Annotated in this window: 27 protein-coding genes; 11 read left to right on the top strand and 16 right to left on the bottom strand. The window is 47.5% G+C overall.

Annotation, left to right across the window (positions count from 1 at the left end; genetic code table 11):
* Positions 1 to 149: 149 nt before the first annotated feature.
* Complete coding sequence (locus tag H6F52_RS03680) at positions 150 to 704, bottom strand: Uma2 family endonuclease (RefSeq protein WP_190531963.1); 555 nt, start codon at positions 702 to 704, stop codon at positions 150 to 152.
* 644 nt (positions 705 to 1,348) lie between these two features.
* On the opposite strand from H6F52_RS03680, the gene H6F52_RS03675 reads away from it, so the two are divergent.
* Positions 1,349 to 1,582, top strand: coding sequence for a hypothetical protein (locus H6F52_RS03675; RefSeq protein ID WP_190415034.1), 234 nt, complete (start codon positions 1,349 to 1,351; stop codon positions 1,580 to 1,582).
* A 64-nt stretch (positions 1,583 to 1,646) separates the two neighbouring features.
* On the opposite strand, the gene H6F52_RS03670 is transcribed toward H6F52_RS03675, so the two are convergent.
* Together H6F52_RS03670 and ribD are read right to left on the bottom strand one after the other, a co-directional pair.
* Positions 1,647 to 2,258 (bottom strand): hypothetical protein, encoded by a 612-nt coding sequence (locus tag H6F52_RS03670; protein WP_190430452.1) that lies wholly within the window; start codon positions 2,256 to 2,258, stop codon positions 1,647 to 1,649.
* 85 nt (positions 2,259 to 2,343) lie between these two features.
* The gene (gene ribD, locus H6F52_RS03665; RefSeq protein WP_347276184.1) at positions 2,344 to 3,420 is read right to left on the bottom strand and encodes a bifunctional diaminohydroxyphosphoribosylaminopyrimidine deaminase/5-amino-6-(5-phosphoribosylamino)uracil reductase RibD; all 1,077 of its coding nucleotides are present in this window, start codon (positions 3,418 to 3,420) and stop codon (positions 2,344 to 2,346) included.
* 481 nt (positions 3,421 to 3,901) lie between these two features.
* Here ribD and H6F52_RS03660 point away from each other — a divergent pair, with 481 nt between their 5' ends.
* Positions 3,902 to 4,714 (top strand): HAD family hydrolase, encoded by an 813-nt coding sequence (locus H6F52_RS03660; protein WP_190414889.1) that lies wholly within the window; start codon positions 3,902 to 3,904, stop codon positions 4,712 to 4,714.
* A 47-nt stretch (positions 4,715 to 4,761) separates the two neighbouring features.
* Here the strand turns inward: H6F52_RS03660 and mreD are convergent, their stop codons facing one another.
* The 3 genes from mreD to H6F52_RS03645 all read right to left on the bottom strand — a co-directional run bounded on the left by mreD (position 4,762) and on the right by H6F52_RS03645 (position 7,296).
* Positions 4,762 to 5,313 carry a rod shape-determining protein MreD gene (mreD, locus tag H6F52_RS03655; protein WP_190430454.1) on the bottom strand — a complete coding sequence of 184 codons (552 nt, stop codon included), beginning with the start codon at positions 5,311 to 5,313 and terminating at the stop codon, positions 4,762 to 4,764.
* A gap of 111 nt (positions 5,314 to 5,424) precedes the next feature.
* Complete coding sequence (gene mreC / locus H6F52_RS03650; protein ID WP_190414887.1) at positions 5,425 to 6,159, bottom strand: rod shape-determining protein MreC; 735 nt, start codon at positions 6,157 to 6,159, stop codon at positions 5,425 to 5,427.
* Between the two features lie 129 nt (positions 6,160 to 6,288).
* Entirely contained in the window at positions 6,289 to 7,296 is a 1,008-nt protein-coding gene (locus H6F52_RS03645; protein ID WP_190414886.1) for a rod shape-determining protein, read from the bottom strand.
* Between the two features lie 297 nt (positions 7,297 to 7,593).
* On the opposite strand from H6F52_RS03645, the gene H6F52_RS03640 reads away from it, so the two are divergent.
* Positions 7,594 to 7,956: a single-stranded DNA-binding protein gene (locus tag H6F52_RS03640; RefSeq protein ID WP_190414885.1), complete on the top strand. Its 363-nt coding sequence runs from the start codon at positions 7,594 to 7,596 to the stop codon at positions 7,954 to 7,956.
* A 128-nt stretch (positions 7,957 to 8,084) separates the two neighbouring features.
* On the opposite strand, the gene H6F52_RS03635 is transcribed toward H6F52_RS03640, so the two are convergent.
* Entirely contained in the window at positions 8,085 to 8,702 is a 618-nt protein-coding gene (locus H6F52_RS03635; protein WP_190414884.1) for a hypothetical protein, read from the bottom strand.
* Between the two features lie 96 nt (positions 8,703 to 8,798).
* On the opposite strand from H6F52_RS03635, the gene H6F52_RS25970 reads away from it, so the two are divergent.
* Complete coding sequence (locus H6F52_RS25970; RefSeq protein ID WP_277877652.1) at positions 8,799 to 8,924, top strand: hypothetical protein; 126 nt, start codon at positions 8,799 to 8,801, stop codon at positions 8,922 to 8,924.
* A gap of 48 nt (positions 8,925 to 8,972) precedes the next feature.
* Here the strand turns inward: H6F52_RS25970 and H6F52_RS03630 are convergent, their stop codons facing one another.
* The 7 genes from H6F52_RS03630 to arsM form a co-directional block, all read right to left on the bottom strand.
* On the bottom strand, positions 8,973 to 9,692 hold the full coding sequence (locus H6F52_RS03630; RefSeq protein ID WP_242033844.1) for a TVP38/TMEM64 family protein: 720 nt from the start codon (positions 9,690 to 9,692) through the stop codon (positions 8,973 to 8,975).
* 85 nt (positions 9,693 to 9,777) lie between these two features.
* Positions 9,778 to 10,779 (bottom strand): arsenosugar biosynthesis radical SAM (seleno)protein ArsS, encoded by a 1,002-nt coding sequence (gene arsS, locus H6F52_RS03625; protein WP_190531961.1) that lies wholly within the window; start codon positions 10,777 to 10,779, stop codon positions 9,778 to 9,780.
* Positions 10,780 to 11,536: 757 nt separating this feature from the next.
* A complete protein-coding gene (gene arsH / locus H6F52_RS03620) occupies positions 11,537 to 12,163 on the bottom strand; it encodes an arsenical resistance protein ArsH (protein ID WP_190531959.1) in 627 nt (208 codons plus the stop codon).
* Positions 12,164 to 12,235: 72 nt separating this feature from the next.
* A complete protein-coding gene (gene arsC / locus H6F52_RS03615; protein ID WP_190531958.1) occupies positions 12,236 to 12,649 on the bottom strand; it encodes an arsenate reductase, glutathione/glutaredoxin type in 414 nt (137 codons plus the stop codon).
* A gap of 13 nt (positions 12,650 to 12,662) precedes the next feature.
* A complete protein-coding gene (locus tag H6F52_RS03610) occupies positions 12,663 to 13,379 on the bottom strand; it encodes an MIP/aquaporin family protein (protein ID WP_242033843.1) in 717 nt (238 codons plus the stop codon).
* Positions 13,380 to 13,466: 87 nt separating this feature from the next.
* Complete coding sequence (locus H6F52_RS03605; protein WP_190414878.1) at positions 13,467 to 13,790, bottom strand: metalloregulator ArsR/SmtB family transcription factor; 324 nt, start codon at positions 13,788 to 13,790, stop codon at positions 13,467 to 13,469.
* A gap of 59 nt (positions 13,791 to 13,849) precedes the next feature.
* Positions 13,850 to 14,818: an arsenosugar biosynthesis arsenite methyltransferase ArsM gene (arsM, locus tag H6F52_RS03600; protein ID WP_190529054.1), complete on the bottom strand. Its 969-nt coding sequence runs from the start codon at positions 14,816 to 14,818 to the stop codon at positions 13,850 to 13,852.
* Between the two features lie 191 nt (positions 14,819 to 15,009).
* Here arsM and H6F52_RS03595 point away from each other — a divergent pair, with 191 nt between their 5' ends.
* The 3 genes from H6F52_RS03595 (at position 15,010) to H6F52_RS03585 (ending at position 18,028) form a co-directional block, all read left to right on the top strand.
* Positions 15,010 to 15,345, top strand: coding sequence for a (2Fe-2S) ferredoxin domain-containing protein (locus H6F52_RS03595; protein ID WP_242033845.1), 336 nt, complete (start codon positions 15,010 to 15,012; stop codon positions 15,343 to 15,345).
* Between the two features lie 194 nt (positions 15,346 to 15,539).
* Positions 15,540 to 16,514: a M48 family metallopeptidase gene (locus H6F52_RS03590; RefSeq protein WP_190415030.1), complete on the top strand. Its 975-nt coding sequence runs from the start codon at positions 15,540 to 15,542 to the stop codon at positions 16,512 to 16,514.
* Between the two features lie 227 nt (positions 16,515 to 16,741).
* Positions 16,742 to 18,028: a hypothetical protein gene (locus H6F52_RS03585; protein WP_242033842.1), complete on the top strand. Its 1,287-nt coding sequence runs from the start codon at positions 16,742 to 16,744 to the stop codon at positions 18,026 to 18,028.
* 122 nt (positions 18,029 to 18,150) lie between these two features.
* Here H6F52_RS03585 and H6F52_RS03580 read toward each other — a convergent pair whose 3' ends face one another.
* Both H6F52_RS03580 and H6F52_RS03575 read right to left on the bottom strand, forming a co-directional pair.
* Positions 18,151 to 19,158, bottom strand: a complete 1,008-nt coding sequence (locus H6F52_RS03580; RefSeq protein WP_190531954.1) for a YbhN family protein — start codon at positions 19,156 to 19,158, stop codon at positions 18,151 to 18,153.
* Between the two features lie 37 nt (positions 19,159 to 19,195).
* Positions 19,196 to 19,417, bottom strand: a complete 222-nt coding sequence (locus H6F52_RS03575; RefSeq protein ID WP_190531952.1) for a hypothetical protein — start codon at positions 19,415 to 19,417, stop codon at positions 19,196 to 19,198.
* 234 nt (positions 19,418 to 19,651) lie between these two features.
* Between H6F52_RS03575 and H6F52_RS03570 the strand changes: the two genes are divergently transcribed.
* The 4 genes from H6F52_RS03570 to H6F52_RS03555 all read left to right on the top strand — a co-directional run bounded on the left by H6F52_RS03570 (position 19,652) and on the right by H6F52_RS03555 (position 23,362).
* Complete coding sequence (locus H6F52_RS03570; RefSeq protein ID WP_190414873.1) at positions 19,652 to 20,206, top strand: DUF6658 family protein; 555 nt, start codon at positions 19,652 to 19,654, stop codon at positions 20,204 to 20,206.
* Between the two features lie 100 nt (positions 20,207 to 20,306).
* The gene (locus H6F52_RS03565; RefSeq protein ID WP_190414872.1) at positions 20,307 to 20,903 is read left to right on the top strand and encodes a DUF6658 family protein; all 597 of its coding nucleotides are present in this window, start codon (positions 20,307 to 20,309) and stop codon (positions 20,901 to 20,903) included.
* Positions 20,904 to 21,261: 358 nt separating this feature from the next.
* Positions 21,262 to 22,242 (top strand): HetZ-related protein 2, encoded by a 981-nt coding sequence (locus H6F52_RS03560; RefSeq protein ID WP_190531950.1) that lies wholly within the window; start codon positions 21,262 to 21,264, stop codon positions 22,240 to 22,242.
* A gap of 184 nt (positions 22,243 to 22,426) precedes the next feature.
* Positions 22,427 to 23,362, top strand: coding sequence for a hypothetical protein (locus H6F52_RS03555; protein ID WP_190531948.1), 936 nt, complete (start codon positions 22,427 to 22,429; stop codon positions 23,360 to 23,362).
* Positions 23,363 to 23,438 lie beyond the last annotated feature (76 nt).

Below are 23,438 nucleotides of genomic sequence, written 5' to 3'. Positions count from 1 at the left end.
AATCAAAACCAAGCGACTGTCAATTGGCGCTTTTCTACAGTCGATGCTCGCACAAAGTTCAAGCGTCTCTATCCAACTCCTAGCCTGTCATAATCTCTATGGTTAACTACTAGTATCTGCGATCGCTTACAGGCAAATCCTTATCCGTCTTAGAGCGTTAACCAACTAAAAACCTGCTCAACCGTCAGTTTTAACCCAATCCCACTAAGAATAGGTAACTCAGCCGTTCCCCTTAGCAATTGTACTCGCTGCTCCGGAAACACAACTAAAATACTCTCCTCTTCTGGATCGATTAACCACCCTAACTCTGTACCATGCTGAGAGCAGTGGAGCAATTTCCCTAATACTTTCGTTTGGCTCTGATCGGGGGATAAGATTTCAATTGACCAATCGGGATAAATCTCGAAGCGATTGGCAATCCTTCCAGAAGGACGAAGCGGAATTCTTTCCCACCGAAACACCACAACATCTGGAACAATCGAGTCTCCCCCAAACGTACAGCGTAGTGCTGGGAATGCAAGCGCAATTTTCTGCGGTTCGGCGACTTCGTTAACAACCGCGCAAAATTTAAACTGCAATCGGCTATGCTCACCTTGAGGCATGGGTTTTTGAATAACCTCTCCGTCAATAAACTCAGATGCGGGTTTAGTTTCTGGGAGTTTTAAGAACTCCTCCAGAGTTAAGGGCTGCGTGACTATACTCATCTTCTCACTCAGTAGATCGCCATTCCGCTTCTCAGCGGGTTAGGAGGGATCGTGCCTGTAATAGTTTCTTGAATTCTCGCACTTCCTCCGCCATGACCTGTTCTAACTTCAGTAACCTTTGCATCGATCGTCACCTATGGCGACTCATAAAACGGCTTATCTTGCTCAATCTGGCGGTAACGACTCGCTCTTTACTTGCGCCTTTGTCACCCAAAACTAACGACTCAATTGATTGATTTCCGCTTACAGCTTACAACACTTGCAGCCTGAGTCTTTTAGCCTCTTTCTTGGCTCAATTTTCCTGAAACGCCTATTGAGCCTAAATTTTTTCACGAGGGTTGGGATGGGGTTTCAGAGGTCTCTACAAGCCTTGAGCGGCTCCCTTCCATCGTTAATCCGGAACCAGTTTTAACTTTCCGCCTTAGTCCCTGTCAAGTTATTGTTCGCTTTGTTAAGTATTTGGTAACTCTTGTTGCAACTTGTGCGATCGCGATTTTGGTATTACCAGATAAGTTATCGTGGAAAACTAAAGGAATAATTAAATAAGAGGCCGTGTGCCGTACCCATCTGCTCCCACCACCCACATAACACCCGTTCCTAGCCAATTCGGCACTCAGAACAGCTATCCGCTTATAGGAGGTTTTATGACTCCCACAATGCTGCGTCAGCTTTGGGCTTTAATTGAAACTACTCAGGCCAATATGTTATTGAAGCTAGACGATGCCAGCCTAGTACAGTGGCTGCTGAAGCAACTGAAACAACAGCGATCGCTCAATTCCGACGAAACAAATATTATGACTGACTATCTGCACTCAAAGCTATCCCTGATCCGGGATCTCGCTCAAGAGCGTCAGTCTGTCTGGCAAGAAACCCATTAACAGTAGAGACGCGATTTACATCGCGTCTCTACTTTCTAAAGTGCCAATTGTTAGAAGCCAAAAGCTACCTGGGTGCCAAGGGACGCTTTGGGAAAGACTGCGGCTCCGGTGGGGGTGCCGCAGGTGTATTAATCTGTGAAGAATTCGCAAGCGTTGCCGACACCAGGGCATAGCCCAAATAAGCCGGTAAACTTATCGCCATCACAGCAGCGATCGCTGCCGCCCAGGTACGCCGCGTCAAGACAGGCCCGTAATGGCTGCGATAGGGGTCATAAGCGAGAGATTCTGATGGAATCATGTCCCTCATGGCAGTCGGTCGCTTGAACCGCACCCGCCGGTCATCCATTTTTTCTAATAAAATCCAGCCGGATTGTGCCTCTTCTTCACACAGCTTTTGAAAAACCGTTGGATTGCGGAATAAATCGCCTTTAGCTCGCACAATTTTAAATTCCCAGCCCATCAGTCGCGGATCTTTGAACGTTTGGGCAGAGGAACCATTAGAAGGCAGCTCTGCGGGTGCCAGGTCTTGTTTAGATTCATAACGAGTCAAAGTTTCTTCCTCTTCCTCATATTGCTGACCTGCACTCACCTGCTGCCAGCGCATCCATCCGCTTACCATGACTGCCTCCAGACCAAAACTTCCAACCAACAGGCTCCATACAATCACTTCGACCATATTTTGATAGCTATCAGCTTTGTGAATGGCGAATGGCAATTGACAATTAGCTATTCGCCATTCACGAATGACCAATAACCACTGACTACTGACTACTGACTGCTAAGGGTAAATAACCTTCAACCAGGCAATCTGAGCCGACAGCTCGCCAACGGACGCGCTCTAGAGTGAGTGCATCTGTCATGCTTGCAAACCCCAAATCCCCAACAGGAGAAGGAGCCAACCTGCCGCCGACAATTTTGGGAGCAATGAAGGCCAGAATTTTATGCACTGTCCCTTCTGCGATCGCACTTGCTGCTAACGTGCCGCCACATTCCCACAGCACGCCCGATAATCCACGCTCATATAAGTACGCCATTGCCTTCGTCGGTGTCAGTGGAGTCAGCTCCACTACCATCACACCCTTTTTCAGCAGCATCTGCTGAAAATCCGGATTAGCTCCCACCTCTGTTAACACTAAAGTGGGAGCCTCCGCTGTCTCCCACACATGAGCCTCTACGGGCAAATCCAGCGTGCGACTCATGACTACGCGCAAGGGATTGTGTGCCTCTGTCTGATGGCTGGTCAAGTGGGGATTATCCAGACGCACCGTATTGCCGCCCACGATCACCGCATCACACGCCACCCGCATTCGATGTACCTCATTGCGGGCATCAGGGCTGGTGATCCAGGCGCTGTGTCCGGTGGTTGTGGCAATTTTGCCATCCAAAGTCATGGCGTATTTTAAAATGCCAAACGGACGCCGGTAGAGAATGCGATGGATAAAAGCCTCATTCAGCTGCCGACAGGCGTCTTCTTCCACGCCCACCACAACTTCGATTCCTGCTGCTCGTAACCGCTCAATCCCGCCTCCCGACACGCGCGGATCGGGGTCTACCATGCCCACTACCACCTTGCTCACCCCTGCGGCTACCAACGCTTCCGAACAGGGAGGCGTCCGTCCGTAGTGGTTACAAGGTTCCAGATTGACATAAATTGTGGCTCCTTTGGCTCGTTCACCGGCGTCTCGCAGCGCAAAGACTTCTGCATGGGGATGACCGGCACCGGGATGAAACCCTTCCCCCACAATCTGCCCATCCTGGACAATGACAGAACCCACTAGGGGATTGGGCGCGGTTTGTCCTAAGGCGCGACGGGCTAGTTCTATACACCGCTGCATCATCGCGCGGTCGAAGGAGGTAAAAGGGGACTCCTGTTGGGGTGCATCCGATTGGGTGTTTGCGGAAAAGTTGTCCATGAGTTTGCTGCTGTCCTGGCTACACCTGAGTGTAATAGCCAGCCTACTTTAGCAGCAGCAGGCTTAGGGAGGGATGCTAGGTGGATTATCCCTGCAAAAAAAAGAGGATCGCGTGTTTACCTGTGAAGAGCGGAATATTGGGAGATCGTATGAGCCGATAAGCACCGTTTCATGGTGCTTCACTTTGAGGAATTCATCTGTCGGGGAACCAATCACTAAGTTTGCGATTACCCGCCTTCAAAAGTTATATTGATTTTCACCCCGATTTTCACCCCTATAGTTAGGCGATCGCTACATATCCCTATAAATAGGTCTAATATATTTTGATGGCTAAATCCCATGACAACTTATGTTGCACCTGTTAATGTAAATAAACGTATCAAAAAGTTCGGATTCGTAACGTCCTATGAACTGCTGCCCCGCCGCCTCAGATTTGCAACCACCTCAGCCCTACCGGGGTCAAGCCGCTGCCCCTCATTTACAAAAACTGACCGTGTTTTGCGACTTTGACGGCCCACTTGTGGACGTTTCCCACCGCTATTACAGTACCTATCAGCTAGGACTCGCTGATACTCAGGAGATATATCAGGAGCAAGGAGAAATCCTGCATCTTCAGGTATTGACTAAAGAGCAATTCTGGCAAATGAAGCAAGATCGCGTCCCTGATGTGGAAATTGCGATGCGATCGGGCTTACAGGGTGAGCAAATTAATGTATTTTTGCAGCGTGTCGTCAGCATCGTCAATCAACCGGCGCTGTTACAGAAAGACAAAATGCAGCCAGGAGTGAACTGGGCGCTAGCATTGCTACATTCTCAAGGCATCAAGCTGGTGTTAGTGACGTTGCGATGTCAATCCCAAGCTCTGCAAATCCTGCAAAATCACGGTTTGGCTCGTTTGTTTAGTGGCATTTATGGGACTCAAGACAGCCATGCCGCCTATCAAAACTACGCTGAAGTGAAAACGCAACTTCTCACCACAGCGATCGCAGAACATTGTTCGCCTTGGCAAACTGCCGATGATTGTTGGATGGTCGGGGATACGGAAGCAGACATTTTAGCAGGACAAGCGCTTTCGATTCCCACCATCGCGCTGACTTGTGGCATTCGTAGCCCCCAAAGGTTGCGACAGTTCCAACCAACCCGCATTCATAGCGATTTACTTTCTGTTGCTCATTACCTGCTGGGAGTGAGTCATCACTCATTGGTCAATCGTCAATAGTCCTCACTCAATACTCAGAAGACTGAGTATTGACGATTGGCTAGAAACTACTTAGAAGACTGCCCTAACAGGTTCATATGCTGCCACCAGCGATTTAGAGGATAGTAAACAACGGGTGCCCAAAGGCTGCTCAGGATGGCACTGGAGAGGGCAATGCGCTGGTGATATGTCCAAATTGCTCCCAGATCGCGATCGCCCTGTAGCGTGAACTGAAGGGCACTCACCGTCTCCCCCACAACCGCCATCCCAAAAACAATTAACGCCACCGAAATAAAATCTTCCTCAATATACCGCTGCTTTTGAATCCGAGCGGTCAAAATTCCTACCAATGCTAAGCTCAGGGTATGACTGGGATCGGGGGATGTCATCCCATCTTGGATCAGTCCCAACACCAACCCGGCGATCGCACCCTGCAACACCGATCGCTTCAAACTCCAGGCAACCACCCAAATTAACAACCAGTTGGGGCCAATTCCCAACAATTCCATTCCCGGTAGGCGCAGTGGCAAGACCAATAAGCACAACAGGACAGAACCAATGGTTACTGCCCAGTTAAGCATTTGACGAGGCCAAGGTGACAAGTCAGATACATTGATCATGAGTCATGGGTCATGGGTCATCCGTGATTAGTCCTTAGTCCATCGTCTGTGGCTAATGACTAATCACTATTTACTATTGCTATTTCCTAATGACAGCTAACCGCTCATTCCTCATTTCGGGTACACAACCACCCATTCCAAGGAACTCATCGGTGCTGTCAACTCAATCACAGCTTCAGGAGCTGGAGTTTTGTCCAAATTTACAGATTCTATTCGCCCTATCGGCAACCCTGACGGAAAAAGTTTACTGACAGATGATGTTGCCACGACATCGCCCCGACGGACATCAGGAACTTTATCAAAAAACTGCATCACTGCTCGGTTAGAACCTTGTCCTCGAAGATAGCCCATATAACGGCTGCGGCTAATTGCAACCCCTACCCGGCTGCTGGGATCGCTGACCAGTAAGACCCGGCTGCTATGGGGAGTCACGTTGGTTACGCGACCGACCAAGCCACCCGTACCCATCACGATGAAATCGGCTTTGATACCGTCTTGACTTCCTCGACCGAGGGTTATCTGTTGCCACCAATGATCGGCGCTACGTCCCACAATCGGAGCGACTATCCCTGGCTGTTTTTTCTGTTTAACATAACCCAACAGCTCTTGTAACTTCTGATTTTGGCTTTCGAGTTCAACTAACCGCTCCTGTAGTTCCAGAACGCGGGCATTCTCGATGCGCTCTTGTGACGTGGGTTCCCCTTGAAAAGGACGGGTGAGCAACTGGTAAGTCTCATAAAGAGCAGCTCCCTGAGTCTCCCGAATCGCCCACGCACTTCCAATCGTTAGCCCAGCCAATATAACTTGTATTCCGTGCCGAACCCACCAGCGACGCAGTGTAAACATTTAGGTATCAGCGATTCGTCCGTCTTGAGTCCTTTAGTTTTTAGTCCTTGTCCCTAGTCTCTAGCCTTAGCCTTTAGTTCATCGTCTACTGCCGATGACTAATGACTAATGACTAACGACTAATGACTGCTACATCTGGCGCGATCGCCCGCTGAACACCCGCTCTAGCTGTTTGAAATTCTCCAACACCCGCCCGGTTCCCAGCACCACGCACGAGAGCGGATCTGCCGCTACGTGGGTGACAATGCCAGTTTCGTGGCTGATGAGCGTGTCCAGCCCCTTTAACAAAGCACCGCCGCCAGCCAGCATGATGCCCCGGTCGATAATATCGGCTGCGAGTTCGGGAGGCGTGCGCTCTAAGGTTCGCTTCACCGCATCCACAATTACTGAAAGCGGTTCAGACATACTTTCCCGAATTTCCGGTCCCTTGATGGTGACAGTGCGCGGCAAGCCAGAGAGCAGGTGCAAGCCTCGCACTTCCATGATGGCTTCTTCATCAAAACTGGTGGGGTAGGCAGAACCAATCTGAATCTTGATTTCTTCAGACGTGCGTTCCCCAATCACCAAGTTATGGACTTTTTTCATGTACTGCATGATGGCTTCCGAAAGCTCATCCCCAGCCACGCGCACCGATTCACTTAAAACCGTTCCTTGTAAAGAAAGCACGGCAACTTCTGTGGTGCCGCCACCAATATCAATGATCATGTTGCCCGTAGGCTCAGCCACTGGTAGTCCAGCGCCAATGGCAGCAGCGACCGGCTCATCTATCAAGTACACATCCCTGGCACCTGCCTGAGATGCTGCTTCCATAACGGCTCGTCGTTCTACGCCAGTGACACCCGAAGGAATGCCAATGACAACACGAGGTGAAACTAAGGCTCTTCCCTCATGTACTCGCTGAATAAAATGCTTAAGCATTAGCTCAGCGACATCGAAATCTGCAATGACACCATCGCGCAGGGGGCGCAGGGCCACCACATTGCCGGGAGTTCTTCCCAACATTTTTTTGGCATCTTCGCCCACGGCTAGCGGGGTTTTTGTGTCCATATCCATAGCAACCACAGAGGGTTCTTGGAGAACAATACCTTTGCCGGACACATAAACCAGGGTGTTAGCAGTGCCCAGGTCGATACCCATGTCCCGGGATAAGGAAAAGCGACTGAAAAGACCCACTCGTTTCTACGCCCCCAAAATGAAATGCTGTTGTGTGAGATGGAATTCTAACGGAAATGGAACCGAGGTGGATTCTATTACGTTTTCTATCCAGAGTCTAGTCAGGTAGACGAATTTATCCAGTGAAAACGCCTCAAGGCCATTTCCAAGCATCATTCTGGTAGTTGAAGAGCAAATCAGGATAAAGTTGACTTGAGCCTACTATCTAAATTCGTTAAAGTATATTCACTGTAGTTCAGTACATTTGTACTAATCAATTTTATGAGCCTGAATGTTGTGAACTTGGTAGGTCGTGTGGGTACAGAGCCTGATGTCAAGTATTTCGAGTCAGGTAAGATTAAGTGCAATCTGACGCTGGCAGTAGATCGTCGAACTCGCAATAGCGACCAGCCTGACTGGTTTAACCTGGAACTGTGGGGGAAGACAGCGGAAGTGGCTGCGAACTATGTGAGAAAGGGCAGTTTGATAGGGGTACAAGGCTCCTTGAAAATAGAGACTTGGAGCGATAATAAGGCATCTAACCGATCTAAACCTGTTATTAAGGTGGATCGCCTAGATTTACTCGGTTCTAAACAGGATACAGACCCCAGTGCAGTAAATGGCTATAACGACACCGAATTTTAATTCGTTGCTAATTTTTAGCTGTTAACGACAAGCCATCAGTCCCCAGAGAACTGATGGCTAATGATTGTATTTGGGCGGGAAAGACGAAGAATCCCCAAATCTTTAACGTCCAAATCTTTAACGACAGTCTACCTCTTGGTGATTTGCACCGAGCCGCTGCTAGACGAGTTCAGATCGCCAAAACCAGGGATATTCGTAATCAGGTTTTTGCCGTCCATCGTGACGCTACCCGATACGTCCGCAGTCCGATAAGAGCCAACATAGCGAGAGTGCGACATACCGCCCATCCACTGATAGTGAGAACTGCTGTGACCCCGGAATGTCTCGCCTGTTCCCGTCCAATTTAGCGCTACGTCAACCGTTTTGGCAGTCGTTGAGTCGGGATTCTCTGACGAATATTCGTCAACTTTGAAGGTGCCTTTCAAACTAGCTGAGCTGAGCTGGTTATTGGCGGTGAAGGTGACATTTGGAGCGTAACCGTAACCATAGGAATACTTGCCGGTACACCAATTCGAGTTCCAATAAGAGACGTTGGCTCCCTTCTCCGAAGTCGGTGCTCCTGGTGCGCTACGGCTGACGTTATCGGCAGCCCAAACACTGACACCGCTTGAGCTACAGTCGTCAGATTGGTAAAAAGAGGCGGAAGCGTTTTGCCCTTTGACCTGGAATTTCTCTGTAGTGGCAGCCATTGCTGGAAGGCTAAAGCTCAAAATAGTTAATAAAGCGCCAGAAATTGCCCGTTTCATCGGTTTGTCTCTTCCCTATTGCTATTTACGTAATCTTGTTAACTCTTCAGAACTGATTGGAGCTAATTAGGTTCCCAGCTAAGCAATTTTCCCAAGTTGTGGAAGAAGTTATCAGTTGATCTCATAACAGAATCTGTTGCCGTGCAGCGTCCGGCAGCAGTGGCGCTGCGATCGCTTCGTTCTTGGCATCAGCGGACTGCGAGTATCCGGCACAGCCGGTGAAAACAAAAATTAAGGGAAATAAAACTAAAAATTGGTTGAATTTATTCGTCAGTTAATGGGTTGCGTCTTTTTACGAGCCAAAATAGGCAATACACACAGGAGAGTTAAAAAACTGAGCGCTAGTAGCAAGGGCAAGCGATCGCCTCCCTGCAAAGCTTGCTCACCCGTAACCCCCACCCAAGCGTAAGCCAGCGTCCCTGGAATAATGCCGATAAACGTGCCAACTGAATAAGGTACCCAGCTGATAGGCGTGAGTCCCAACAAGAAATTAACCACCGTGAAGGGGGAGATTGGCGCAAAGCGGATCGCCATCACAAAAGCCAGAGGCTGACGGGTCACGGCTTGATTGAACCGCATCAACGCTTGATGTTGACCAAATCGGCGTTCCGCCCAGTCGCGCAGCAGGTAGCGAGACGCCAAAAATGCGCCAATTGCCCCCAGCGTTGCGCCGATGACCGACCAAAGGCTTCCCCAGACGAAACCGAAAACCGCACCAGCCGCAACAGGAAACATAATTCCAGGGATGCCGATGGCGCTAGACAGGGCAAAAACCAGGATAAACAAGCAGACTGCCCAACTACCGAATATTTCCAACTGACTAACCAGGAAAGATTTATCCAACAAAAGTTTCAATGGGCTAAAGATACACAGCAGGATGCCGATCGAGAGTGCGATCGCTATCCACAAGGGGGGACTTTTGAGCGTTCTGACCCACTGACTGTAACGTTTCGGCATCGGGGAAGCACTTTGGTTGGTCTTATTTCTCATCCGATAAAATCCAGGCAAAATTTTATTTTGCGAACAAACTTTGCCTTGACTGAGAAGAGGGAGAATCCTACTTTTTTTGCTAGTTTCAAATCAGGGCACCCCCACAGCTAGAACCACATCCAGCCGTGCAACCATAGCAGTAAGATGCAGTTTGTATTTCTTCAATAATGTCTAAGCTGCCAGCTTCCAATATCTTGGCAACTGTCAGTTTTTCACCATTGCGGGTTTTCGCCGGTAAATTTTCCATCTGGTTAAAGTCGCAATCATAGACATTTCCCAGATAGTCACTTGAAAGTTCATCCCGACACATTAAATGTTCAAGGGTGCTGCCATTGAAATTTGACTCTAGGAAGTGTAAATAAGGCTTGATTAATTTTCTGTGTTCTAAATGAAACTTTGTTCGCCCAATTGGTAAATTTGTAATCGTGAATAAGCTGTTAAAAACAATGTTGAAATGCTCTTTTAGATAAGCCTTGTAATCTTGTTCCAGATTTACCTGATTGGGGGTTAAAGAAAAATTTTCTGTAGCTGGAACTGGAGGGTTGTATACCAGATCGAGGATTAAGTTAGGGTCAAGACCATAACCTTTCTGGTTCAAACATTGCAGTGCCTGAATTGAGTCGTTATAGACCCCAGAGCCGCGCATTTTATCAACATTGTCTTCCAAATAGCATGGCAAGGAAGCAACAATTCTCGTTTGGTGTTTGGCACAGTATTCTGGAAGAGTCTCAAACCCTTTTTCAAAATAGATGGTGAGGTTAGACCGCACAATTACTTGTTTACCTGCATCTCTCGCTGCCTCTACCAGGGGTTTAAAACCATAGTTCATTTCCGGGGCACCCCCTGTCAAGTCAACAATCTTGATTTGGGGAAATCTATAGATTAGTTCAATCAGCTGATTACAAACTTCTGGGGTTAGTTCTTCAGTTCGTTTTGGTCCTGCTTCTACATGGCAGTGAGTACAGGCAAGGTTGCAGCGCTTCCCCAAATTGATTTGTAAAACGCTAATTTTACTTTTGATTAAAGGGGCACCAATTTTTTCTTTAAAAGGTGTTACGGTTGAACGAGTTGATTCAAGATTAATCATGGGGTAGTCCTAAACAGGGAAACATGGTTATCGAAGGTCAGGTTGGTCATAACAATGTCAGCAGTAAAAATTCCCTGCCTAAACGATTGTTTGCCTCATCTTGATGAATATCTTGTAGAACCCGGAGAAGGCATAAGCGGCACGCAGAAAATTAGTTGCCGTAACGCCAGCAGACATTTCATGAGAACCTTCTAATAAATTAGTACGCAGACAACTCAATGTTGGATTGAGCAAGTCTAATTGCCGCTAATCTCCTAAAAAGAAGTGACAAAAACACTGTTTTATGGTATTAAATTTTTAAGTACAAGTTTAAGCACTGCTGCTGTCGCAGTAGATGCTAGCATAAGTGCCAGGATTTTTTTGTTCTGATTTTTTCTGAAATACAGCGATACTCTGATAACTCATCGTTCTATCCTAATCATTGCCTGTAGCTCAGTACATTGACCCTCGGCAAGATGCCTCGGCTGTTGCCGAACTTGCCCAAAAGATAGAGGGATATAACTTTATACCCTCGTGTGACTAAAACTACAATGGTCTGGGATTAAGCTTAGATATTATTAAAACTTGGCAAGCTGAGTATCAGTTGAGAACAATCTTAGAAGTGGTATATAGCGGTTCTCACGCTTAGTGCAATGTACACACTCGTAACCCACCCCCGACCCCTCGACCTCCACGGAAGGGGAATATTGAACCCCGCCCCGCGAACGGGGCGGGGCTAGGGTCTTTCAAGGGTAGGTTTTTAAAAAGCGAGAGGTCGTTATAACCTCGGCTGAGTCGCTGCTTTTTCCTTGCGTTCGCTGTAGCGATCCGTCAGGTAGTCTACTTTATCTCGCAGTAGTAGCGTAAATTTGTAAAGTTCTTCCATTACGTCGATAACGCGATCGCGATATGCGGAATCCTTCATCGTTCCGTCTTCGTTAAACTCGTTGTACGCTTTAGCAACGGAAGACTGATTGGGGATGGTAAACATCCGCATCCAGCGTCCCAAGATTCGCATAGTATTGACGGCGTTAAATGACTGAGAACCACCGCTGACCTGCATGACTGCCAAAGTTCTACCTTGAGTCGGTCTTACTGCCCCTAAAGTTAGAGGAATCCAGTCGATTTGGTTTTTCAGAATGCCGGTAATATTCCCGTGCATCTCTGGACTAGACCAAACTTGACCCTCAGACCACAAGCTTAAATTCCGCAATTCTTGAACCTTCGGATGGTCAGCCTCTACGCTACCGTGAATCGGCAATTCACGCGGGTCAAAGAATTTGGTTTCTGCACCAAAACCTTCGATGATTCTGGCGGCTTCTTCTGCTAATAAACGGCTGTAAGAACGCTCTCTTAAAGAGCCATACAAGAATAAAATTCTGGGTGGATGCTCGAAAGTTGTCATGAGAAGGATAACTTTTGCTCAAGAACCTGCTGAATTGGTTGCTCTATCGGTGTTTGGTTTGTCATTGAAACCTTATCCAACAGGTGTCGCTTCTTCCTTTAGCGATTCGATGAGTTTAGTCACCCGTTCTTTTATCTGATCGCGCACTCTGGGGAAAATTTCAGGCTGTTCAGCCGGATCGTCAAGCTGCCAATCCTCAAATACTTCCCGAAGTACCCAATCTGTCGGCAGATTAACTCCACAACCGCACAGGGAAATTACCACATCAAAGTCTTCAGCCTTGAAGTCGCTAAGGGGTTTCGAGTGTTGATTGGTAATGTCAATGCCGATTTCTTTCATGGTAGCGATCGCTTCCGGTCTAATCTGAGAGGCTTCTAATCCAGAGCTAATCACTTCAATTTCTCCCTTACCCAGTGTTTTTGCAAAGCCTTCTGCCATTTGGGAACGGGCAGAATTTTTCTTGCAAACAAACATCACTCGTTTCATCAGGTTTTCTCCCTTACTTAATGTCCCGAAATCCGTTGGAAAGTTGGCTGTAAATCAACACGGCTAATTGCGCCCCTAAAATCGGTGCAACCCAATAAACCCAGTGGTGCTGCCAAATGCCGCCCACTAAAGCGGGGCCGAGCGATCGCACTGGATTCATACTCGCTCCGGTAATTGGCCCCATAAACGCCGCCTCTAGCCCCACCGTCAAGCCAATCGCTAACCCCGCAAAGCCAATCGGGGCGCGGCGATCGAGACCGGAACCAAAAATCACAAACATTAAAATAAAGGTGAGAACCGTTTCCAGCACCAGGGATTGCAGCCAATTCCCTTCTAGCGGCACCGTCGCACCCAGATTGCCAACGCGCCCTAAAGCCATCCAGAGTAAAGCTGAGGCGGCAATTGCTCCTAAAGACTGCGCCAAGATGTAGGGCAATACTTGGCGTTTCGGGAAAAAGCCGCTTGTCCAGAAAGCCAGCGTTACCGCCGGGTTAAAGTGAGCGCCGCTAATGTGTCCCAAGGCGTAAATTAAAGCGGCAACAACTGCGCCAAACACAAAGCTGATGCCGAGATGAGTCACCGCGCCATCGCTAATTTGGTTTACCATCACGGCACCCGTACCGGCAAACACCAGGATGAATGTACCCACTCCCTCAGCGATCGCTTGTTGCTTGCACGATTGGAAAACTGAGTTCCAACGCGCCATCCGCGACACTGATTTCACGACCATCCCCAGCACCAAAGAATTTTCTGCAACTTATATTTCAAAAAAAATTGATGCATTAAGCATATTTCAAAAAAAATTGATGTGTCAAGCCTAGTCTTTACAGGGAAGCGCTGATAAGAGCGGGCTGAAGCGACTGTACTCTGCCAAATACTGCTCCAAAACAACAAATTGAGGCAGATTGAGGCTGTAGTAAATCCAGCGTCCTTCTTGTCGGGAGCAAACTAAAGCGGCTTCTTTGAGAGTTTTTAGGTGAAAGGAAAGTTTAGACTGAGTGACCCCCAACTGTTCGCAGAGTTCGCAGACGCAGCGCTCTTGTTCGCGGAGCAGCTCTAACACTTGAATCCGTAGGGGGTCAGACAGGGCATGAAAGCCAGAAGAAACGGAAGGAGGTGCGATCGCGGGTAGTTTAGCCATCAAGTTTTATTGAAGAATCTCTTCAGCTATCCTATCCAAGCACCCAACAAATTCGTCACTTAACAGCAACCGCCGCCCGTATAGTACCAGGTTGAATCAGTAATCAGGATGTCTTTTGGCATCAATGCACCAAGCTTTCCTGCTGTCTTATCGCACACCGCGGCTGGTAAACCCCGTGGAAGGATATGCCCGTTCGAGTCATCAAAAAACTCTTCGGTGCCGGTGTAAATCGCCGTTTTGCCAGTAAAAATACAAGCACCATCTTCAGGAATTGCCACTTTAAAAGAAACAGAATCCAAACTTTCTAATAGCAATGGTTCCTGCAACCCGTAGCTAGCGCAATCCAGCAGTCGGTAAGGACGCCGCGCTCGAATTTCTATCTGCCCAAATCCAGCATCAATAAGATGCTGAGTATATTGCTCGTAAGTTAAAGCACCTGACAGACACATTGCCCGTAACCGTTCATCCTGCCGCAGATGTGGTGGGATGGGACGAGTGGCGATCGGGTCGCTCATCAGTAGACGACCCCCTGGTTTTAACACCCGGAAGGCTTCTCGAAGCGCCCGATGCAGGTCAGCGGGTTCAAAGATATTAAATAGACAATTCTGCGCCACCACATCTACAGAGGCGTCTGGCACCGGCAGGGAGAAGGCATCCCCTTCCCGAATCTCCACAAAACTGGGGTCAAACCAGGAATTTTCTTGGGCAGCGATCGCTAAGTTCCGAGTCGCTGCCTCGCGCATCGCCGCCACTGGATCGACGGCAATCACCCCACCCGGACGGCGAGAAAAATAAGCAAATTGCAGCGCTTCCAAACCACCGCCAACGCCGACATATAGCACCGTCGGGTCATTAGCGAGTTCAGCGGCATGGACGGTAGTACCGCAACCGTAGTTCATCTCCTGCATCTGAGGCGAAATTTTTAGTCCTGGCAGTTGCAGGGGACTGCTTTGGACACAACAAAGTCCGACTTGTGGCGTCTGCGCTACTTCACTATAAAACTCAGCAGCAGTTTCGAGATAGCTCACTCAAATATTCTCCTAGATTGGCGTTGCGACTTTTTAGCAAATTGCTAAAAATACTCTGATTCCAATCTATAAGGCTATCAAATCCCTAATAAATGAGCATTGCCTGAAAAAGGACTCTCCCCAGCGCTACCAACTTTTCCCCTGGTCTGCTAAGGCGAAGTTAACATAGAGCCATAGGAATTTATACTGTGCTGGACTCAAAAGTGGAAACTGGTTCGCAAGAAAAGTGTTTGGAGCAAGATCGGCGTTGCGTCATCGTTTGCCAGTACCGTTCCTGTTTGGTAAATGGAAGCGCAGAGGTACTTGCCGCTTTTGAGAGTGCTGATATTCCCGGAGTCATGGTGACGGGGAGCGGTTGCCAGGGACAGTGCAGCTGTGGTCCTACAGTGCGAATTGTCCCGGAAGAAACTTGGTACTGCCGAGTTCAACCCAGCGATGTCCAGACGATCATTGAACAACATTTACAAAAAGGGGAACCAATAGAAGCAAAGCTGAATCCCAGAATTCACATGAGAATCAGTTTTTGAAGTGATTTTCACTCCGATAACTGCCGCCGTGTCAAGTTTTCTCAGATGTAGGTTGGTTACTTGCTTAAATCAAGCAGTTTTTGTGGCAGTTTAACGACACGGCGATCGCGCATCCCTGTGATGTAGATCAAAAGCCGCTCGTTGTATTTCTAGGCTTTAATAGTTCAGTAGAACGCTGTATAAGGCTCATCAATATGCCTACTTATACCGGAATTTCCAGTGAAGCTTTTAGACATCCCCTCGACCGACAAGCCGAGCAAGCCTTACGCAGCGTGCCTGGATTTGATATGGTTGCCCGTAAATTTGTGGAATTTGCCTCTGAGCGTCCCCAGTTTGTCTACCACATGGGCAATAGCATTCAGGTCGGGCCGCGTCAGTATGCTAGCATCTATGGCATTTTCCGGGAATGCTTGCGCGATCTGGACGTTTACCCAGAACCAACGCTTTTCGTTTCCCAAGCGCCTTGGGTTAATGCCAGCGCCCTCGGACAAGAACGCCCTTATGTGATCCTGAACTCTGGACTTTTAGACCTGCTCAACGAAGCGGAACTTCGGGCAGTCATTGCACATGAATTAGGACATATTAAATGCGGTCACACGACCTTACGTCAGATGGCGGTTTGGGCTTTGCAAGCCGTCAACTTTATCGGGAATGCGACCTTTGGCTTCAGCACTTTGGTCAGTACCGGCTTGGTTTTGGCGTTTATTGAATGGAGCCGTAAAGCGGAATTATCAGCAGATCGAGCCGCTTTCCTGGTGACAGACGACCTGAATCCGGTGATGCACTTAATGATGAAATTTGCTGGTGGCAGCGCCCGTTATGCCAATGAAGTAAATTTAGATGAATTTATTCGTCAATCGCAAAAATATCAGGAATTGGACGAAGACGGGTTGAATCAAGTCTACAAGTTCTTACTTTACAATAACTTTACTCAAGGTTGGTTTACGACCCATCCCTTTACGGTCGATCGCCTTCACCATTTGCAGGAGTGGGCAAACTCAGAAGAATATCGTCAGATTCGCCGGGGCAATTACCAACGTTCCCCTGTACAGGGCGCGGTGAATGTCCCATCAGAAACAGCTGTTAATGAGGTGGATGCGCTACAGCGTCAAATTGAGGAATTGCAAGAACAAATTAACCGTCTCCGGTCTGAATCCGAAGATCCTTAGCGGTTGAGAGCAAGTTCCCCAAGCGTATGTATTTTCAAGGATTGCTATGGGCAGTCAAGTCAAGTACTATACACTGCAATTAGCATTGACGCTGGGTGCCATCTACTTTCGCTCTTCACACTCTAAGGAAGGACTCAATAGTCCTAATTAATGGAATGGTCAGGGACATTCTATCAGATGGATATCAGGCCGAGTTTCGTGTCATTTCCAACCAGCCAGATCGAGATATGATCTATCGTTTTTTGGTGGACATTGTTCAGCAATGGCCTCCAGAAGCCGTTCTGCAAGAATTTAAGCAGTTATTTATTTATTACAGTCCTAACGCTGTTAATACCAACGCGGTCAAAGCGCTTTCAGACATTATCTTTGCGAATGATGAAGAAGAATTTAAAAACACCCTAAAGCGCTCTTGTTATATCCTCATCAATAATTGGGAAACGACGCGAAGCTATAAAGCAATTAAAGAATTAGTTTTAGTATTTAGCGATTTAAATATTAGCAAGTCAACCTTGTCTCCAAGTTTAAGTAAGTTGAGACTTTGGCTTGTAAATTTTATTAAAAGCCAAGACTATCAAGATTTAAAGATATTTGCTGCTAGATACGAAGAACATGAAGCAACCCATTGGAGCCATCGTTATACTTCTTATCTGTTAGTTCCTCAATATGCGAATCTCTCAAACCCCGTCGAACAGCGGGAAGCCGCCAGAGCATTGTCGCAAGAACTGAAAGATCGCTTTAAGTTTGAGCTAGCAATGTATACCACGCGATCGCAGTCGGCGATGCCTAGAGAAATTTTGCCTAAAAACCCGACTGGTTTAGGGGATGAGGTACTGCGTCTGATCAAGACGATTGTTGCGAAACGGGGGCCATTTAGCTATACAAATCTGGCAAATATTTTTCTCCAACAAACTCAAGGACTTCTCTACAAAAACTTTAAGCATAGTCTACAAAAGTATTTAATTTTTTCTGTGGAAAACAGAAAATTTGTAGAGGTCTTGAAAACAAAATTAGAAGAAAAGCTAGATGTTGTATATGAAAATCATCATGAAGAACCGCTAGATGATGCCCTGTTGTTAAGAACCTGTAATCGGGTGATCGAATATTTAACGACTGAAAATCATCGGGAACCTTCGCCTCTATTTATTTTATTGATGTCGCAAGGGCATCCTTTGACTTTAGTAATCGTACTGCTGAAAATTTTATTAATTTGTAAAAATGTTCGCACCCATTTAGAAACTTGCATTGCTGAGTTAATCAAATACTATATGCACTATCCAGAAGAGGATTGCAAGTGGGTAGTGAATTTCTTTGAAATATTTCATATAACCTTCGCTATCTATGGTGAAAACGTTCAATACAATTTGATCAAGATGAACGGAAATGGCACGAAGAAGCTGCCTAACGGGACGGCACAGATGTATCGAGTTTTTTCTCAACTGAAGTTAGATAGCGATATAAAAGCTGCAACTTCTGCGATCGCAGAGGCGATGTCAGATCAAGTTGCAGAGGATTAGGTTTCTGGCTACCCGTTGAAAGCGGGACAGGAGAACCCCACCCCTAACCCCTCCTCGCAAAGGTCGAGGGGAACCTGAATTGAGGGGGAATAAAGTTGTCATAGCTGTAGTTGATAGCCCTTTTAGCGATCCTTAAGCTCGCTCAAAGTTGCCAATCCAGCAGCGGCGGCTTCCGCTAAAATACTCACCAGGCGGAATAGGGCGACGACGCTGAGGAGAATGGCGGCAGAAAAATGTTGACCGAATAGAGCGATCGCTGTCGCTTCAAATACCCCAATTCCCCCAGGTGCGCCGGGAACAATCAAACCCAACAGCCATGACAAACTAAACCCACTCAGCAGCATCGGGATTTGATTGGGATTCACTGGCGTCAGTGCTAGCATGGCAAACAAAAACCCCGCGCCACGCAGTAACAAAAAGCCAATTTCTCCCAATAAAGGAAATAGAGGATAGCGCTCAAGTCGAAAAGAAGCTTCTGTCGCTTCTGTGGGGGGTTGAGAAGCTGAAGCTGAGAAATTTGCATTTTCTTCTACCCCGCGCCCCTGCGCCGCTGCACCTCTTGGTTTCTTTCCCTTCAATTTACTTGCCAACTGCATCAGCGGGTTCAAAATTCGGGGATGAACGCCCAGCAAAACCACACCCAAACCAAGAAGTTGTAAGGTTCTCGTCTGGGTATTCTGGGGGACACCTGCCCAAGCCAACTGGCTACCTGCTAAGGCAACCAATAAAGCGGCAGCCGCCATCAGCAGGGGTTCGAGTAACACGCTGAGAGTCGCGGCACCGAAAGAACCCCCGTGGGATGTCACCGCCACGATGCGCCCGTAGTAGTGCCAGACATTCCCTGGTAAATACTTGGCAAGGTTGGTTTTCAGGTAAACTTGGAGCGCCCATCGAGGCTGAACGGGTTGCCGGAACGATTGCAAAATCCAGCTCCAGACGAATCCAGACCAAGTATGAGCTAGTAAGGTAATCAAAAAGGCGATCGCTAGATTTGTCCATCCCGCACCAGTCATTCGGATGGCTGCGACTTCCCGCCAATTGTCTTTGAGAGCTTTTGCCAAAAAAAATAGCGTCCCGCCGAGAATCACCCAGCGCAAGTACGGCTTCAGGGATGACCAAATTTTTTTCATGACCTTTCACACTGGGTAGCGAGTTGAGGCAAATACCTCATCCTAGAGTATGAGAATACCAAAGTGAGAACGGTAGCGAGTCTGTAACTTTTGCCAGAGGGAGCGATCGCTCTTCTGTTTCTACACTTTGCAGACATTCGCGAACAATTTCCCAGCCAAGCTTGGCACATCTGGGATACGGATAACGATCCGCTACCTGATGGTGAGGCAAGTTTGATGTCAGCGATCGCGTTTGAGGCAGATCGATGCCCAGACCCATCAGATGCTGAAAGATTGAGAAAAATCAGCCAAGTTCTAGGCTGAGCGATGTTTTTAGCTGGCATGGTCGCGAACCAACCAATATCACCGTAGTTTTGCTTATTTTTTGGGAATCTCTCTACGGTTAGAGAGAGGTTGCTTTTAGTTGCAACCAGAATGTGACCTGCGCTAGAGGTAGGAACACTGTAGCTTTTGTATTGTTTATGACAGTTCGTAAAAATCTTGGGAGTAGTGTGTGAAACACTTAACTGCTTTCTTTAAAAAACTACGGTTACGTCAAATATTGACCGTTTTTTTGGCAGGCGCGTTGCTAATTGTTACCAGCGCTTGTAACAATGGCGATTCTTTAGGGGCACGTCCACAAAATCCCCCCGTGCAAATGGGAGGGAACAACAATCCCCACAGCAATGGTGGAGATGGCTACACGAATTACAAAATGTCTACCGATCCTAACGTCAGCAAAACAGCGAATCCACGCGATCGCGCTGACTTGCAGATCCTGTCCAATCAGTTAATTGCTACCAGCGATTCTGAAATCCTCTACCCGGGTGCTGAGACACCAGCAGGTCGAGCCGCAAAGGAAAAAGAATTGCCCATAAAAACTTCAGAGGATTTTGAAGTCTCTGGAGCTGGAGGTCGTCAACCTATAATCAATCGCAGCGATCCTAATGCCAAGATATTAGAAAGTATCGGTGAAGAGTTCAAAGAGGCTTCCAGCTTCATCAAAGATAAATCAGATGAAGCCGGTCAGAGACCTGAAATGCAAAGCAACCCTGCTTTGCACAAATAAGCAAATAATTGAGATTTTCGATTGGCAGTCAATCGAAAATCTCGGATTGCAATGCTAACCAAAACAACCATTGACTCGTACAGAAAAAGGAGTTTTTTTGATGAACAGCGTAATTAATTGGTTGAAAAAAATCAACTTGGGCAAAATCCTGACCGTGTTTTTGTCCGCCACGATCATTTTTGTTACCACCGCTTGTAATGGTGGGGCACAAGCGAAGACCGCCGACCAAATTAGGGAGGACGTTCCTACAGGTGCCTTAACCAATGAGTATAAAGGTGGGATGAACGACTATAGCGATACCGATCCCAGAAGAGACACCTCAGGCGTAGCAGCTAAGGCAAAAGGCCTAATTGACAATGCTGAGCGCCACGTAATTGACGAGACCGATGACGTAGGTACAAACACCAAGCGGATTCTGGATAAGAAGGGCGAAAACGCTAAACAGTTCGGTGAGAATGTCAAGCAAAATACCGACGCAATTGGCGACAAAGCGCAAAAATCGGCTAGTGATTTCGCTAAGGGAACAAAGCAGGGAATTGAAAATCTCAAGGGCAATACTCAGGATGCAACCAAAGACCTGGGTAAAGGAACGCAGCAGGCAGCTGACAATGTCCAGGAAAATAGTAAATATGCAGGCAGAAATGTAATTGAGAGTGCTAAGCGGGCAGCAGATAAGGCTGCTGATGCGATTGATTAGCAGCGTCTGGAATTAAATAAACACCAGACTCAATCAATGATTCTAGGGGCGGGATAATCCTGCCCCTATTTGCTTTTGTATCCCTATAGCGGTTCTAACTTGAGTGCTATATCACTCGGAACCTCACCCCCAGCCCCTCTCCGTGAACGGAGAGGGGAGAATATTGAACCCCTCTAGTTAAAGGAAAGGTCGAGGGGCAAGGGTGGGGTTAAACCGTACTGCATCGAATAGAGAATTGTGATAGTACCCTGTCAGGGTTTCTCCGGAAGGATTCTCCCGGAGAAACCGGAGCAAAAATACATAACCTCAGTCTGACTGAAGATATAGCCGAGTAGAACACACACTCTCGGCGATTGAAATGAAAAAATTTCTAACCGTTGTGCTGTCTCCAACTGAGGTGGCGAAGCAGCTGGCATCTGACTGTCCTGGCTATAGCGCAGCAACCCATGAAAGTATTGCTCTCTGGCTGGTGGGAGAGGACGGAGAGCGTTTTGAAACGTTTAACGCAACTCAGAGAACAATTGCCTTGCAAGCGATGGATTATCGCTATCGCATTTTACGGCAACGCTACTTAGGCATGGCACCAGAGCGTGCTTATTGCAACTTGACGACTCGGCTGGGGAGTTTAGTATTGCTGAAGAATAAAATTCGGACTTGGGTGGCGCTATCGCGCGATCGCTCGGCAACGGTTGTCGATGTGTTGCAAGAAGTCATTCAGGAATTATTGCATCGCGATCGCTACATTCAACAGCAAATTGCCTGGATTAGCAAATGTACTTCAGACGCTCGCTTAGGCAACTCTCTACTGATGAGCAGCATCGAAGAATACTGTCTCAGACCAATTCGCAACCAGCCACTTTTAGTTTATAGATTTTTTAACTATCTACGTCGTTCCCGGCGGGGAGGGATGACTCATATCCCCGATGGTGAACTGGTGCGACTGATTTCTGAGGAAGTGGTGTCCCACGAGACAAACAATCCGGTTAGTTTCCTCGATATCCACGCAGTTGCCGAGTATCAAGAGAATCAAGCAATTGAAGAACAAATGTTTCTGCGGACAACCGTAAAGCAGGAGTTTTACAACTATTTAGCCGAAAATGTCAGTCGAGAAGCAGCGGTTTGGCTGGAACTTTACCTCGCTGGCAATTCTCAACAAGCGATCGCTCGCGCCTTGAATTTGCGGACTAGGGAAGTCTATCGTCTGCGGGAAAAAGTCAGTTACCATGCAATTCGCATTTTTGCTCGAAAAACAAAGCCGGAGCTGGTCGCAAGCTGGCTAAAACCCGCCGCAGCAGGTAGAACGTCTGAGCAAGTTGTGGCGATAGGAATGGAAAAGTAGCCGAGTGAAGTTTGGGGAAAAGCGGGAATTTCTTGAAGATGTCACTCGCTTTGTTTAAAGTTATCCTTATCGTTTTTAGCCGTTCAATCAGCTCCCCCGAACTTGCCTCAATTGACTTTGATCGGCATCCTGGTTTACGCGAGGCAAGGATGAGGAATTTCAGAGTCGCTTTGCATTTGCACAATTGAGTGAAATAACGATGGGTACGGCATCGAGATACTGGCTTTTGATGAGAATTGATAGTTTCGGCAAGTGTCGAACTGAAGAAGTTGAGTCGGCAAAAGCCTTTTTCTTGACTCAATTTCCCGAACTCTCTGACCGAGAGGATATGCCAGACCGGGAAATTCAACGCCAACTCATGCAGTGGTTCCAAAACGATGACACTCGCCGTCAGATGGCTGAGGTGTGTCTGCGCTGCTTTATCTCTCATCAAATTCAAGAATTTTGCTTAGAACTAGAGCAGAAGTTTGGCAAAAACCATGACTTCACCAGTATGGATCTGTTGCCGTTGGTACTCGATAGCACTTTGCGTTCTCCGCGTCAGGAAATGGATGAAAGCCGGACAAACTATCCATCTGTAACCGCTCGAATTTTGCAAACCTTTGACCCGGATAAGAGTAAATTATCGACTTGGACGGTCAGGATGGTAAAAAGCGATCGCTTCCTCAAACGATTCTTACTCGAACACGGAATTGAGCAAGTAACTGACTGGATGATTCTGAGTTACATGAACCCCGGACGATTACAGCGAGTTTTATTAGAGTTTGACCGGACACCAGCAGAAATCAACCAAACACTTCAGCTACTTGATAGCTACCATCAGATTTATCGCACCCAACTTTTGCAGCACCGAAAGGCTGGAGAGAAAAGCCGATATCCAGACCCAACCGCCTTGCAATTGCGTCAAATGGCTGAACAATTATCAGCTACTCGGACAATATCTCCCGAACAAATCTTAAGAGAATTGCAAGAACTCGCGCAGTTGCTCAGAGCCGAACGCCTCCGGACTCGCAAAGGCTTACCGTTAGATAATTCAGGAAATCCTGCGGAAATAAATAGAACATCCAGTGAGGATGATTCTAATAGACCTCTTGCAAAAGTCGTCGCTGGGGTAATATGAGGTCTGAAATTATGCGCTCGCTCACCTGTCTTCTACGCTCACCCCGGGTAATTCATAAGTAAAACTAATGAAATAC

Source organism: Coleofasciculus sp. FACHB-542, assembly GCF_014695825.1.
Classification (GTDB): Bacteria; Cyanobacteriota; Cyanobacteriia; order Cyanobacteriales; family FACHB-T130; genus FACHB-T130.
The sequence above is the reverse complement of the archived record's forward strand: the minus strand, read 5'-3'. Positions and strand labels throughout refer to the sequence as shown.

Coding starts and splice junctions, on each gene's coding strand:
- H6F52_RS03670 (WP_190430452.1), bottom strand. CDS start 2,258: ATGGTCGAAGTGATTGTATGGAGCCTGTTGGTTGGAAGTTTTGGTCTG.
- mreD (WP_190430454.1), bottom strand. CDS start 5,313: ATGATCAATGTATCTGACTTGTCACCTTGGCCTCGTCAAATGCTTAAC.
- mreC (WP_190414887.1), bottom strand. CDS start 6,159: ATGTTTACACTGCGTCGCTGGTGGGTTCGGCACGGAATACAAGTTATA.
- H6F52_RS03680 (WP_190531963.1), bottom strand. CDS start 704: ATGAGTATAGTCACGCAGCCCTTAACTCTGGAGGAGTTCTTAAAACTC.
- H6F52_RS03635 (WP_190414884.1), bottom strand. CDS start 8,702: ATGAAACGGGCAATTTCTGGCGCTTTATTAACTATTTTGAGCTTTAGC.
- arsC (WP_190531958.1), bottom strand. CDS start 12,649: ATGAAACGAGTGATGTTTGTTTGCAAGAAAAATTCTGCCCGTTCCCAA.
- arsS (WP_190531961.1), bottom strand. CDS start 10,779: ATGATTAATCTTGAATCAACTCGTTCAACCGTAACACCTTTTAAAGAA.
- ribD (WP_347276184.1), bottom strand. CDS start 3,420: ATGATGCAGCGGTGTATAGAACTAGCCCGTCGCGCCTTAGGACAAACC.
- H6F52_RS03675 (WP_190415034.1), top strand. CDS start 1,349: ATGACTCCCACAATGCTGCGTCAGCTTTGGGCTTTAATTGAAACTACT.
- H6F52_RS03560 (WP_190531950.1), top strand. CDS start 21,262: ATGAAAAAATTTCTAACCGTTGTGCTGTCTCCAACTGAGGTGGCGAAG.
- H6F52_RS03645 (WP_190414886.1), bottom strand. CDS start 7,296: ATGGGTATCGACCTGGGCACTGCTAACACCCTGGTTTATGTGTCCGGC.
- H6F52_RS03575 (WP_190531952.1), bottom strand. CDS start 19,417: ATGGGTCTGGGCATCGATCTGCCTCAAACGCGATCGCTGACATCAAAC.
- H6F52_RS03565 (WP_190414872.1), top strand. CDS start 20,307: ATGAACAGCGTAATTAATTGGTTGAAAAAAATCAACTTGGGCAAAATC.
- H6F52_RS03610 (WP_242033843.1), bottom strand. CDS start 13,379: ATGGTCGTGAAATCAGTGTCGCGGATGGCGCGTTGGAACTCAGTTTTC.
- arsH (WP_190531959.1), bottom strand. CDS start 12,163: ATGACAACTTTCGAGCATCCACCCAGAATTTTATTCTTGTATGGCTCT.
- H6F52_RS03605 (WP_190414878.1), bottom strand. CDS start 13,790: ATGGCTAAACTACCCGCGATCGCACCTCCTTCCGTTTCTTCTGGCTTT.
- H6F52_RS03660 (WP_190414889.1), top strand. CDS start 3,902: ATGAACTGCTGCCCCGCCGCCTCAGATTTGCAACCACCTCAGCCCTAC.
- H6F52_RS03590 (WP_190415030.1), top strand. CDS start 15,540: ATGCCTACTTATACCGGAATTTCCAGTGAAGCTTTTAGACATCCCCTC.
- H6F52_RS03585 (WP_242033842.1), top strand. CDS start 16,742: ATGATCTATCGTTTTTTGGTGGACATTGTTCAGCAATGGCCTCCAGAA.
- H6F52_RS03640 (WP_190414885.1), top strand. CDS start 7,594: ATGAGCCTGAATGTTGTGAACTTGGTAGGTCGTGTGGGTACAGAGCCT.
- H6F52_RS03580 (WP_190531954.1), bottom strand. CDS start 19,158: ATGAAAAAAATTTGGTCATCCCTGAAGCCGTACTTGCGCTGGGTGATT.
- H6F52_RS03630 (WP_242033844.1), bottom strand. CDS start 9,692: ATGAGAAATAAGACCAACCAAAGTGCTTCCCCGATGCCGAAACGTTAC.